This is a genomic window from Saccharopolyspora sp. NPDC002376, from assembly GCF_053593195.1.
The window spans coordinates 146408-158893 of sequence record NZ_JBSFBZ010000006.1; the positions used below are offsets into that span (position 1 = coordinate 146408).

The 12486-nt window shown below is 69.5% G+C and carries 12 protein-coding genes; 10 read left to right on the forward strand and 2 right to left on the reverse strand.

All coding sequences use genetic code 11. The annotated features are described in order from the left end of the window. Positions 1 to 222: 222 nt before the first annotated feature. Complete coding sequence (locus tag ACWCO2_RS07195; RefSeq protein WP_450126816.1) at positions 223 to 1722, forward strand: M1 family metallopeptidase; 1500 nt, start codon at positions 223 to 225, stop codon at positions 1720 to 1722. A gap of 63 nt (positions 1723 to 1785) precedes the next feature. Here ACWCO2_RS07195 and ACWCO2_RS07200 read toward each other — a convergent pair whose 3' ends face one another. Continuing rightward, entirely contained in the window at positions 1786 to 3078 is a 1293-nt protein-coding gene (locus ACWCO2_RS07200; protein ID WP_450126817.1) for an isochorismate synthase, read from the reverse strand. Positions 3079 to 3192: 114 nt separating this feature from the next. Here ACWCO2_RS07200 and ACWCO2_RS07205 point away from each other — a divergent pair, with 114 nt between their 5' ends. From ACWCO2_RS07205 to ACWCO2_RS07215, 3 genes are all read left to right on the forward strand, one after another. Beyond that, positions 3193 to 3690 (forward strand): DUF3592 domain-containing protein, encoded by a 498-nt coding sequence (locus ACWCO2_RS07205; protein WP_450126818.1) that lies wholly within the window; start codon positions 3193 to 3195, stop codon positions 3688 to 3690. Positions 3691 to 3812: 122 nt separating this feature from the next. Next, on the forward strand, positions 3813 to 4679 hold the full coding sequence (paaC, locus tag ACWCO2_RS07210) for a 1,2-phenylacetyl-CoA epoxidase subunit PaaC (RefSeq protein WP_450126819.1): 867 nt from the start codon (positions 3813 to 3815) through the stop codon (positions 4677 to 4679). Positions 4680 to 4912: 233 nt separating this feature from the next. Then, positions 4913 to 5509: a hypothetical protein gene (locus tag ACWCO2_RS07215; RefSeq protein WP_450126820.1), complete on the forward strand. Its 597-nt coding sequence runs from the start codon at positions 4913 to 4915 to the stop codon at positions 5507 to 5509. Between the two features lie 177 nt (positions 5510 to 5686). On the opposite strand, the gene ACWCO2_RS07220 is transcribed toward ACWCO2_RS07215, so the two are convergent. Next, entirely contained in the window at positions 5687 to 6547 is an 861-nt protein-coding gene (locus ACWCO2_RS07220; protein WP_450126821.1) for an inositol monophosphatase family protein, read from the reverse strand. Positions 6548 to 6820: 273 nt separating this feature from the next. Here ACWCO2_RS07220 and ACWCO2_RS07225 point away from each other — a divergent pair, with 273 nt between their 5' ends. The 6 genes from ACWCO2_RS07225 (at position 6821) to ACWCO2_RS07250 (ending at position 12473) form a co-directional block, all read left to right on the forward strand. Then, the gene (locus ACWCO2_RS07225) at positions 6821 to 7951 is read left to right on the forward strand and encodes a glycosyltransferase family 4 protein (protein ID WP_450126822.1); all 1131 of its coding nucleotides are present in this window, start codon (positions 6821 to 6823) and stop codon (positions 7949 to 7951) included. 48 nt (positions 7952 to 7999) lie between these two features. Then, positions 8000 to 8689, forward strand: coding sequence for a demethylmenaquinone methyltransferase (locus tag ACWCO2_RS07230; RefSeq protein WP_450126823.1), 690 nt, complete (start codon positions 8000 to 8002; stop codon positions 8687 to 8689). A 377-nt stretch (positions 8690 to 9066) separates the two neighbouring features. Beyond that, the gene (locus tag ACWCO2_RS07235) at positions 9067 to 10365 is read left to right on the forward strand and encodes a geranylgeranyl reductase family protein (protein ID WP_450126824.1); all 1299 of its coding nucleotides are present in this window, start codon (positions 9067 to 9069) and stop codon (positions 10363 to 10365) included. Positions 10366 to 10523: 158 nt separating this feature from the next. Then, positions 10524 to 10889, forward strand: coding sequence for an NADH-quinone oxidoreductase subunit A (locus ACWCO2_RS07240; RefSeq protein ID WP_270953813.1), 366 nt, complete (start codon positions 10524 to 10526; stop codon positions 10887 to 10889). Between the two features lie 189 nt (positions 10890 to 11078). Next, entirely contained in the window at positions 11079 to 11753 is a 675-nt protein-coding gene (locus ACWCO2_RS07245) for a NuoB/complex I 20 kDa subunit family protein (protein ID WP_450126825.1), read from the forward strand. Between the two features lie 6 nt (positions 11754 to 11759). Next, a complete protein-coding gene (locus tag ACWCO2_RS07250) occupies positions 11760 to 12473 on the forward strand; it encodes an NADH-quinone oxidoreductase subunit C (RefSeq protein WP_450126826.1) in 714 nt (237 codons plus the stop codon). Positions 12474 to 12486 lie beyond the last annotated feature (13 nt).

A 12486-nucleotide genomic window follows, 5' to 3' on the forward strand; every position in this document is an offset into this window, starting at 1 on the left:
TCTGACCGCTGACCGCTTCTCACGCCGTGAGACATCGGTGCGGTGCGCGGTGCTGCCCTCGAATCGACCTGTTTCCGCCGTTGGTGGGGTTCTGCGCTAGCCCTTCGGGGTGATTCGCGGATTCTCCGACATTCTGGGAAAAACGTGCCGACGAAAAAGCCACCCGCTGGTCACGACCTTCTCTAGGCTCCGATCCGGACCACGAATTCGAGGAGGTGGCAGGTGTTTCGACGACACGGCCTGCGAGCGGCGGCTGCGGCCTGCTGTGCGACGGCGATCTTCGCATCACCGGCGCTGGCGGGCGGTGACGGACCGGGAGCGCCGGGCGCGGGTGACGACTACTTCCCGGGTTACGGCAACGGCGGCTACGACGTCTCGCACTACGACCTCCAGCTGCGCTACCAACCCGCGGACGATCACCTGCAGGGCACCGCGACGATCGTGGCGAAGCCGACGCAGAACCTGACCGCGTTCAACCTGGACTTCGCGCTGACCCCGAAGTCCGTGCTTGTCAACGGAAAGCCGGCGCAGTTCTCGCAGGACGGCACCGAGCTGACGGTGACCCCGTCGGAGACGCTGCCGGAGGGCAGCCTGGCGACCTTCGTCGTCTCCTACGAGGGCGTCCCGTCCACCGTCGAGGTCGACGGGCTCAACCCGTGGATCCGCACCTCCGACGGTGCGCTCGCGGTCGGCGAGCCGGAGATCTCCGCCTGGTGGTTCCCCGGCAATGACCACCCGAGGGACAAGGCGACCTACGACATCGCGGTCACCGTGCCGGACGGCACCGAGGTGGTCGCCAACGGCGTGAACACCGGCAACAGCAGCCTGGCCGGGTGGACGACCTGGAAGTGGCGCACCACCAAGCCGACTGCCACCTACCTCGCGTTCTTCGGCGTGGGGAACTACGAGATCAACGAGAAGACCGGCGCGTTCGGGCAGCCGTCCATCACCGCCTACTCGGACAACCTCGGCGAGCTCGCAGGCCCGGCGAAGGCGAGCGTGGAACGCACCCCGGAGGTTCTGAACTTCCTGAGCGGCGTGCTCGGCGACTACCCGTTCGAGGCGCAGGGCGGCCTGGTTTCCTCGGAGGGCATGAACTTCGCGTTGGAGAACCAGACCCGGCCCACCTACAGCCACCTGTTCTTCCGCGACGGGGCGAACACCTCGGTGGTGGTGCACGAGAACGCGCACCAGTGGTTCGGCGACTCGGTCTCGGTGGACACCTGGCGCAACATCTGGATCAACGAGGGCTTCGCGTCGTTCGCGGAGTGGCTCTGGTCGGAGTCCCAGGGCACTGGCACCGCGCAGGAGCTGTTCGACCACTACTACTCGCAGCACCCGGACGACGACCCGTTCTGGCAGGTCATGCCGGGTGACCCGGGCAAGGAGGCGGTGTTCGACGACGCCGTCTACGACCGGGGTGCGATGACGCTGCAGGCGCTGCGCAACGTGGTGGGCGACGAGGTGCTGACCGACATCGCCCGCACCTGGGTGTCGGAGAAGCGCTACAGCACTGGCACCGTCGAGGAGTTCATCCAGCTCGCGGAGCAGAAGTCCGGCAAGCAGCTGGGCGACTTCTTCAACACCTGGCTGTTCGCCAAGGGCAAGCCGCCGGTCGGCGAGGCCACGGGCGTTCCGGCCAGCGCGGTCAAGGTGGCGGCCGCTCCGCCCAAGGCGGTGGCGGAGATCGACCGCACCCACGCCCTGCTGCACGAGCACTGATCGCCTGGAGGTCGTAAGCGGGAATGGTCGTAAGAGCGACCATCGCCGCTCACGACCTTCTTGCTAGTGGAGGCCTTCCAAGGCTTCTCGGACTGGGAGCAGCTTCGCTTCTGCTTCCGCGACTTCCAGGTCCGGGTCGGAGTCGGGGACGATTCCGCACCCGGCGAACAGTCTCACCTTGCCGCCGCTGCGTCCGGTTTCCTCGCCGGGCTCAGCGGCGTTCTCCACCTGGGCACAGCGCAGGGCGATGCCGAGTTCACCGTTGCCGCTGCCGTCCAGCCAGCCGACCGGCCCCGCGTAGCGGCCCCGGTCCATCCCCTCCAGCTCGCTGATCAGCCGCACTGCGTCCGGCGTGGGCGTGCCCCCGACGGCCGCCGTCGGGTGTACGGCAGCGGTCATGCGCAGGAGCGACGCGGCTCGGCCGTCGGCGTCGCTGAGCTTGCCCTCGACGTTGGTGGCCAGATGCATCACGTTGCGCAGCTGGAGCACCTCGGGCTCGTCAGGCACGGTGAGGTCGCTGCAGAACGGGCGAAGCTGCACGGCCAGGGACTCCGCGGCGTAGGCGTGCTCGTTGCGGTTCTTCTCCGAGGACAGCAGTTCCGCGGCGAGCTCTTCGGTGCTGTGGTCCTCGTGCGGCCAGATCGTGCCGGCCAGCACGCGGGAGCGGACCTCGTACCCCGTCCGCTCCAACAGCAGTTCCGGGGTGGCACCGACTAGCCCGTCGACGGCGAAGGTCCAGCAGGACGGGTAGCGGGCGGCCAGGTTGTACAGCAGGAACCGCATGTCCAGCGGCTCCGAGGTGGTGGCCAGCAGGTCGTGCGCGAGGACGACCTTGCCCAGGCCGTCGGGCTCCTGCATCCGGCGCACGGCTTCGGCCACCGCCTGCCGGTAGCCGGTGGCGGAGAGCTGCCCGTCGCTGTAGGAGACGGTGCCGGGCGGGTGAACTGGTTCGGGCGGGGTGGACTCGGTCGGTCCGCTGCCGATCGTGGTGATCCAGCGAACCCCGTCGCGTTCCCCGACCACGACCTCGGGGACCACCAGAACGGAGTGCCCCGGCTCGTCGTCGAAGGCCAGGCTGGCGAACGCCACCGGGCCGCACCCGGGCAGGCCCACCGAGTCGAACACCTCAGTCCGCTCGCACAGCTGCTGCCACCAGTCGTCGGCCTGGGTGAAGCGGCTCGGGCCGTCCACCTCCAGGCGCGCTGCGCAGCCCCAGCCGACCAGCCCGGCACTGTCGCGGACCCAGCTCAGCGCCGACCCGTCGGGCAGCAGCTCCAGCAGCGGGCGGTCGTGTCGGGGGTCACCTGGTTCGAGCCGGCGGGTCCGGGCCACCAGCAGCCGCGATGTAGTCGCCACTCCTGGAGAGTATGCGGCGACCTCGATGAGACGGACGACACCGAGGGCTCGATGAGGTGGACGACACCGAAGCCGCGCGGGGACGCGAGGGCGACGCGCTTACAATCGGTCACCGTGGCGAGCGACGCGGTGGCACCGAACGCGGCCGACTCGGTGACCGGATCCAGCACGGAAGGTGACCGACCGGTTGCGCGACCGGCGCGCCGCAAGGGCTGGAGGCGTGCCGCGCGCGGCGTCCTGATCTTCGGCGTGCTGATGACCGCGATGGGGTTGTCCATCGTCGTCGCCTGCTTCATCAACGACCGGACCATCGAGGAGTCCCAGGGCGAGGCGGTCGCGGAGGTCGTCGACACCTCGCTGGTGCGGACCGTGGTGCGCTTCAACACCGACGAGGGCCGCGTCTACATCCCGCCGAACGGCGTCCTGTACCCGGCCGACCTGCAGACCGGGCAGCTGGTGCGGGTGGAGTTCGACTCGCGGAACCCCGACCTGGTCCGGGTGGCCGGGCGCAACGCGACGCTTTCGCTGCTGCCGGTGGGCAGCATGTTGGCCGTGCTGTGGGCGGTGCTGCTGCCGCTGTACTGGCTGTTCCGCCGCTCGGCGAACCGCTGAACGGGCTTCCCTAACCCGGTCGGGTGGTGTGACACTGGACGCGCCCGTCGACAGCCCGTCGGACGACCGATGTAGATCGTCCCCGACGCTGAGAGTCGGCCCCGGCCTGCGAGGTCGCCATGATGAACATCCGGGAATCGCGCGCGGGTGCAGCGGATGTGCAGCAGTGGGTGCTCGGCGCGCCATCGATGTCCACTGTGGATCGTTCAGTGCCCGGGGGAGTGCTCGCCTCGGACCTCTCCCAGTACTGCGCGATGTTGGGTGACGACGCGCTGGTCCTCGCGCACCGGTTGACCGAGTGGGGAGTCCGCGCGCTGGAGCTCGAGGAGTCCGCAGCGCTCACCGGGATCGCGCTGGACCTGCTGGAGCAGGCGCGGATCCTGCTGCACCGGGCCGGTGAGGTCGAGGGAGCGGGACGGGACGAAGACCGCCTGGCCTACTTCCGCGCGGCCGAGGACTTCCGCAACGTCCGCCTCGTCGAGATCGACTGCGGCCCCGGGCCCGGCGGCGACTTCCCCGCCACGATGGCCCGGCTCCTGCTGTTCACGGCCTGGCGGCGCGCGGTGTTCGAGCGGTTGGCGGGCAGCACCGACGCTGTGCTGGCGTCCCTGGCGGCGGGCTCGCTGAACCGGATCGCTCGGCATCGCGATCACGCGGCCCAGTGGGTGATCCGGTTCGGCGACGGCAACGCGAACTCGGCGCGGCGCATCGCGGCCGGGTTCCAGCGGGTGTGGCCGTTGACCGCTGAGCTGTTCGTCCCGCATCCGGTGGAGGCCTGGCTGGCGGATCTCGGATGTGCGGTCGACCCGGCGAAGGTGCGCAACGACGTGAGCGATGTGCTCGACGAGGTCTTCTCGGTGGCCCGGCTCCAACGTCCCGAACCGGCCGACTTCGGCGAGTTCGTCCGCCCCGGCGGCCGCGACGGCGCGCACACCGGGGGGTTCGAGTTCCTGGTGGCCGATCTGCAGTACCTGGCCCGATCCGGCTGACCGGGTGTCCCAAGTTTCCCTAAATTTGGGACGCTTCCGGCTCTGCTCGGCTACGCAGGCAGGGCGACCGGTCAGATTGAGTACTTTTCCCCAAGCACTCCGCGGGGGAACGGAGCAGAGTTGATCGGAGACGCTCGGGAACCTCGGTCCGGAACATCACGTCGGACCGGAATCCGCGGGCGCGAACACCGGTTTCGACGGCTGCTCGCGGCCGAGTGGAAGGACAACTGGACGTGGACGGATTCTGGGTGCAAGTGCTGATCGCACTGGTCGCGGGTGCATGCGGGGCCGGAGTGGTGCTGGCGGCCGGCACCGGAAGACGCCGGACCGCGCCCACTCCGCTGCCCCAGCAACCCGCGCCGGTGCAGCCCGTCCAAGCGCAGCTCGTCCAGGTTCAACCGCAGGGCCGCTGGCTGCACGACGTCCACCGCTGCGAGCAGGCGGTGCACCGGGCAGCGCGGGCCGTCGAGGCGGTGTCCTCGGCCCAGGCGAGGCAGCGGCTGCACGTGGTGGTCCGCCGCATGGACGCCGAATTGCCGAACGTCCGCGCACTCGCTGAGCTGGGGCGAGGCCTGACGCGCACAGGATCCGACGAAGAGGTCCTGCTCCGCGTACGAGGTCAGTTGGAGGATGCCGCGGTCCGCTTCGGCATGGTCGCCGACCACGTCCTGGAGACCGTCGTCGAGCACGTCGCCGACCCCGACTTGAACCGAGTCCACCAACAGGTCGTGGTGCTGCGAGACCAGTTCCCACTCCTGCGCCCGATGTCCGCGGTCTTCGGTCCGAAACCGGACTCCACCCCAGCCCGAACCCTCCTCCCCGCAGCCTGAAAGACGAAAACCCCGCCACAACCCCATTTTCGGCCGGACCCCAACCTCGTCATCCGGGTGACGGTCAATTTCTCGCGAAATTGGGCCAGCCCTTCGCCCGACCGCCGCCCCCCGAGGTGGCGCTTCGCACCGCTGTCATTCAGACCCGGGTTCCTCGGGGCGTTCCGGGCGGCGATTTCAGCCGTGGGTGACTGCTTGGTGCCACCAGTCGTGCACGTCGGCGGCGGCTCCGGGGGCGGTGACCAGGAGTCCGTCCAGCGGTAAGGGGTTCGGTTCGCCTCGTCGGTCCAGGACCGTGGCGCCAGCTTCGGTGGCCAGTGCGAGAGCTCCGGCGACGTCCCACTCCTGGTAGGAGTCGAGCACCGCGGCTACCGCGTGGCCCAGCGCGACCTGGGTGATCGCCAGCGCTGGGGATCCCAGCAGCCGAACGCCGACCTGGGCGCTGGCCGCGTTGGTGATGAACCGGTCCATGCCCCGCCACGGGCCGTTCTTGGTCAGCTCGGTGCACACGATGCCGCCGCGCGTTTCGCGTTGTTCGCCCAGCCGCACCGGTGTTCCGTTCGCCCGCATGCCGCGGCCGCGGGCGGCGGCGTAGATCTGCGTGCGGTACGGGTCGGCCACCACTCCGACGACCGGGCCGTGCTCGTCGAGCATCGCGAGGCTGTAGGTGCACCAGGGCAGTCCGGCGACGTAGTTGGCGGTGCCGTCGACCGGATCGACCGACCAGCGGAACTTGGCCGTGCCGGCGCGGGCTGCCCAGTGCTCGGCGATGGTGGTCGGTGCCGCGTCGAATTCCTCGCCGAACACCGGGATTCCGGGGAATTCGTCGGCCAGCACCCGCCGGGTGTGCCGTTCGAGGGTGCGGCCGGTGTCGGTGACCCAGTCGAACGGGGACTCGGTCGGGGCGGGCTGCGCCCCGCGCCCCGCGGTCGCGATGATCACGTCGGCGGCGTCGTTGGCGAGTCGCCCGGCGACCTCGAACGCTCGCGAGACCAGTGCTGGGTCGCTCTGCGCGGGCGGGGTTGGCAGGACCGTCATGCCGCCCCAGGTTCCGTGCGGCGGGTGACCGGCGCGCAACGCCCAGGTGACCGGGGGTGGAGAGGCAGATCACGATTGCGCGTCACCGTGTCAGGCTCGCCGTGGTGTCCACGGAGAACGTTTCCCCGTTGAACCGCGCTGTCCGCGCTACCTGCACCGCCACGCAAAACGCGTTCGAAGACAGAAGACTGCCGCGGAAACGACTTCTTCGGTTGCCGTTGGCGGTGCCGTCACGTTCCGGTCGACTGCTCGCCGACCCGGAGCGCGACCGTGATGCGCGTGCGCATTGCGATCGTGACCGAGAGCTTCTTGCCGCAGATCAACGGGGTGACGAACTCGGTGCTGCGAGTGCTGGAGCACTTGCGCCGCCGAGGGGATTCGGCGCTGGTCATCGCGCCCGGCGCCGGCCCGGAGGAGTACGCGGGGTTCCCGGTGATCCGCCTGCCCGCGGTGGACCTGCCGGTGGTGTCGTCGTTGCCGATCGGCTTCCCGACGCGGCGCTTGCTGCGCGGGCTGCAGGACTTCCAGCCGGACGTCGTCCACCTCGCATCGCCGTTCGTGGTGGGCGCGCGAGGTTTGGCGGCGGCGCGGCGGTTGGGGGTGCCGACGGTCGCGGTGTACCAGACCGACGTCGCGGGTTTCGCCGAGTCGTACGGGTTGGGGCTGACCGCGCGGGCCGCGTGGCGCTGGATCCGGCGTCTGCACGGCGCGGCCGACCGGACGTTGGCGCCGTCGACGTGGGCCGTGGAAACGTTGCAGCAGCACGGGATTCCGCGCGTGCACCGGTGGGGAAGGGGTGTGGACACGGTGCGCTTCTCGCCGCAGCACCGGGATTCGGCTTGGCGCCAGGAGCTCGTCGCGGACGGCGAGCTCCTGGTCGGTTACGTCGGCCGGCTGGCCCCGGAGAAGCGCATCGAGCGGTTGGCGGCACTGGGCGAGATGCGCGGCGTGCGGGTGGTCGTCGTGGGTGATGGGCCGGACCGCGAGCGGCTGGCCGATGCGGTGCCGGACGCGGTGTTCCTCGGCCAGCGGACCGGGGACGACCTGGCTCGGATCTACGCGAGCCTCGACGTGTTCGTGCACACCGGCCCGCACGAGACGTTCTGCCAGGCGGTGCAGGAGGCGATGGCCTCGGGCGTCCCGGTCGTCGCCCCGGACGCGGGCGGGCCGCGCGACCTGGTCGACCACGGTCGCACCGGCTACCTGCTCCCGGCCCACGACGTCGACGTCCACGCGGAGGCGCTGCGGGAGGCGGTGACCGCGCTGCGCGATGCCGACCGACGGCGGCAGTTCAGCGCGGCTGCGCGCGAAGCGGTCCAAGGGAGGACCTGGCCCGCGCTGTGCCAGCAGCTGATCGGGCACTACGACGCGGTCACCGCGGGCGAGCGGCGAATGGCAGCCTGACCGGGGCGTGGTGGTCGACACGCGGGGTCAGGCACGTACGCTGCGGGTGTGTCTCGGGCAGGTTTGGACAAGGACCCTCGCGAAGTCGCCGCGATGTTCGACGGTGTTGCGCGCAGGTACGACCTGACCAACACGGTGCTGTCCTTCGGGCAGGACCGGCGGTGGCGGGAGGTCACCAGGCGGGCGTTGTCGCCCAAGCGCGACGAGCGCGTGCTCGACCTGGCGGCCGGTAGCGGCGTGTCGACCGAGGAGTTCTCCCGGTCCGGCGCGTGGTGCGTCGCCGCGGACTTCTCGATGGGCATGCTGTCGGTCGGTCGGCACCGAGGGGTGCCGATGGTCGCGGCGGATGCACTGCGGCTGCCCTTCGCCGACGAGTCCTTCGACGCGGTGACGATCTCCTTCGGCCTGCGCAACCTGGTCGACACCGCGGCCGGTCTGAGGGAGATGCAGCGCGTGGTGCGCCCCGGCGGCCGCCTCGTGATCTGCGAGTTCTCCACCCCGACCTGGCAGCCGTTCCGCACGATCTACATGAACTACCTGATGCGCGCGCTGCCGTCGATCGCCCGCGCGGTCTCGTCCAACCCGGACGCCTACGTCTACCTCGCCGAGTCGATCCGCGAGTGGCCCGACCAGCGCGAACTGGCGGAACTGATCGCCGAGTCCGGCTGGACCAACGTCGCCTGGCGCAACCTCACCAGCGGAGTCGTAGCGATCCACCGCGCCGTCAAGCCCTCCTGACACCCGCGAAGGTCGTGAGTGCTGAAACCGGCTGCAACCGGTATTCGCACTCACGACCAGGCTCGTCACCAGGACTCTTCTCGCCCCCGCTCGGTGCGTGGGAACCACAGTTTCAATTGAAACTGTGAATCACCGTGCCTGGGGATAGCAGTTTCAATTGAAACTGTGCGGCGCTGGCGTGCGAGCTCACCCGGTTGGTCGAGTTCGGCTCCACCACCTGGGGTGTTGGTCACTCGGGTGGCGTAGTTCGGGGGGTCGATCGCGGCCTTTGTCCGGCATAAACTCGGAGTTAGTGAACTCGTTCACAAGCGGGTTCCCCGGTGCGGTCAGCCGGGAGGGGTGGCCGCACCGCGCGATGCACTAGCTCAAGGAGTGTCATGACCAGCGCCACCAGCCGCCGCCGACCGGACGACGACGCCGAAGTGATCGTCGTCGGTGCCGGGCCGGCCGGATCGACGGCTGCGACGTACCTGGCCCGGGCGGGCCTGGACGTCCTGCTTCTGGAGAAGAGCGTCTTCCCGCGGGAGAAGGTCTGCGGCGACGGCATCACCCCGCGAGGCGTCAAGCAGCTCATCGACCTCGGCATCGACACCCGCGAGGAAGCGGGCTGGCTGCACAACCGCGGCCTGCGCGTGGTCGGCGGCGGGGTGCAGATCGAGCTCGACTGGCCGAGCCTGGCCAGCTTCCCGCCCTACGGGGTGGTGCGGCCCCGCAACGACTTCGACGACCTGCTCGCCCGCAACGCCCAGCGGGCCGGGGCCCGGCTGCTCCAGCAGACCACCGTGACCGGCGCGGTCACCGACGAGAAGACCGGCCGGATCACCGGCGTCACCGCCAAGGCCGGGCCGGAGCGCACCCCGGTCACCTACCGGGCGCCGCTGGTGGTGGCCTGCGACGGGGTCTCCGCGCGGTTGGCGCTGTCGGTGGGCATCGAGAAGCGCGAGGACCGCCCGATGGGCGTGGCCGTGCGGCGCTACTACACCAGCCCGCGGACCAAGGACGACTTCCTGGAATCCCACCTGGAGCTGTGGGACCGCTCGGGTCCGGGCGAGCCGACGCTGATGCCGGGCTACGGCTGGATCTTCGGCATGGGCGACGGGACGGTGAACGTCGGGCTGGGCATCCTGTCCACCTCCAAGGCCTACGGCAAGACCGACTACCGCCAGCTGCTGCGCTCCTGGCTGGACGGCACCCCGGAGGAGTGGGGCTTCCGCGAGGAGAACGCGACTGGGCGGATCGGCGGTGCCGCGCTGCCGATGGGCTTCAACCGGACGCCGCACTACCGCAACGGGTTGCTGCTGGTCGGCGACGCGGGCGGGATGGTCAACCCGTTCAACGGCGAGGGCATCGCCTACGCGATGGAATCCGCTGCGCTGGCGGCTGAATGCGTGGTGCACGCGCTGGCCCGTCCGGCCGGCTACTCCAGGGAGCAGGTGTTGCGCCGGTACCCGATGGCCGTGCAGCAGGCGATGGGCGGTTACTTCCGGCTGGGCAACATCTTCAGCAAGTTGATTGGCAATCCGGTGGTGATGCGGACGGCCACGAAGCACGGTCTACCGAGGACCACGTTGATGCGTTTCGTGTTGAAGCTGTTGGCAAATCTCCACGACGAGAAGGGCGGCGACACCATGGACCGTGTGATCAGCACCACTACTCGTCTCACCCCTAGCGCCTGATGGCACAGATCTGGTCAGATGTCTCGGCAGGTGTGCGAGAGGTCATAAAGTTAGGTTCGCCTCACTACGGATCCGATACGGTCGACCGCATAGAGTGCGCACCGACGCCGAAGACGTGAGCTTCGTCTCGGCGGGGGTCGCCGAAGGAGGGCAGCGGAATGCTCGATCCCTACATCCCGCTCGTGCTGTTGTTTGCGTTGGCGTTCGCCTTCGCGTTGTTCTCGGTCACGATCGCCCCCCTCGTCGGCCCCCGCCGGTACAACAAGGCCAAGCTCGACGCCTACGAGTGCGGTATCGAACCTTCGCCGCAGCCGGTGATCGGCGGCGGCCGGATGCCGGTGGCCTACTACCTGACCGCGATGTTGTTCATCCTCTTCGACATCGAGATGGTCTTCCTCTACCCGTTCGCGGTCTCCGCGGACGCCCTGGGCCTGTTCGGCGTGATCGAGATCGTCCTGTTCATCGCCACCGTCGGTTTCGCCTACATATACGTGTGGCGCCGCGGCGGCCTGGACTGGAACTGACCGGAGGCGACCGAAGATGCGCACCGGCCTCAGCACCAGGAAGGCGAGCAGCGCTGCGGTGAACGCGTGCAGCAGCTTCGCCCCGAACGTGACCGACCGCGGTGAGCTGATCGGGAAAACCGTGAAGTATCACCAGGTTTCGCGACTTTCAAGCAAGGTGACCACCCTCCGACGGAAGAGGAGTTGGTGATGGGGCTGGAGCAGTCGTTGCCCAACGGCATCCTGTTGGCCAACGTGGAGAAGCTCGTCAACTGGACGCGGAAGACCTCGATGTGGCCCGCCACGTTCGGTCTGGCCTGCTGCGCCATCGAGATGATGACGGTCGGCGGTTCCCGCTACGACATCGCGAGATTCGGCATGGAGCGGTTCTCCGCGACACCGCGGCAGGCCGACCTGATGATCGTGGCCGGTCGCGTCACCAACAAGATGGCGCCGGTGCTGCGGCAGATCTACGACCAGATGCCGGAGCCGCGCTGGGTGCTGGCGATGGGGGTGTGCGCCTCCAGCGGCGGCATGTTCAACAACTACGCCGTGGTGCAGGGCGTGGACCACGTGGTGCCGGTGGATATGTACCTGCCGGGGTGCCCGCCGCGGCCGGAGATGCTGCTGGACGCGATCCTCAAGCTGCACGCCAAGATCATGGACGAGCCGATCAACGCCAAGCGCGCGCAGCTGAAGCTGGAGAGCGGCGAGCGCACGCCGATGATCCCGTCCTCCGAGCGGTACGCGCCGAAGAACGCGGTGCAGCGGCGGCGCGCGGAGCGGCAGCAGGCCGCGCAGCGCCGGGAGTTGGGCTCCGATCCGTCGACGGGGGCGTTCGCGGATTCACCGCAGCGGCCCCGCGAGCTCAAAGCGGGCAGGTGAGTTCGGTTGGCTGACAACGAATCCAAGCAGAGCTGGGCGGTGGAACCGGTCCGGCAGTCCGGTCCGGTGGCCGGCCGGGCGCGCCAGGGCATGTTCGGCGTGCGCGGCTCGGGCGACACCTCGGGCTTCGGCGGGCTGCGGTTGCCGGCCTACGTGCCGTCGGCCGCGGAACGCCCCTACGGCGGCTGGTTCGACGAGGTGGCGGACGCGCTGTTCGACGCGCTCGGCGCGCAGGGGTTGCCCGCGGACACCGTGCAGCAGGTGACCGTCGACCGCGGCGAGATCACCTTCTACGTGCGCCGCGAGCACCTGCTCGAGGTCTGCCGGACGCTGCGCGACGATCCCGCGCTGCGGTTCGAGCTGTGCAGCTCGGTGTCCGGCGTGGACTACGGGCCGGAGGTGCCGCAGCGGCTGCACTCGGTCTGCCACCTGACGTCGATGACCTACCGGCGCCGGATCCGGGTGGAAGTCGCGGTGGACGTGGAGGATCCGCACGTTCCGTCCGTCGTCGCGGTGTACCCGACGGCGGACTTCCAGGAGCGCGAGACGTGGGACATGTTCGGGATCGTCTACGACGGTCACCCGGCGCTGACCCGGATCCTGATGCCCGACGACTGGGACGGCCACCCGCAGCGCAAGGACTACCCGCTGGGCGGGATCCCGGTGGAGTACAAGGGCGCCGAGATTCCGCCGCCCGACCAGCGCAGGTCGTACTCGTGATGGCCGGGGCGCG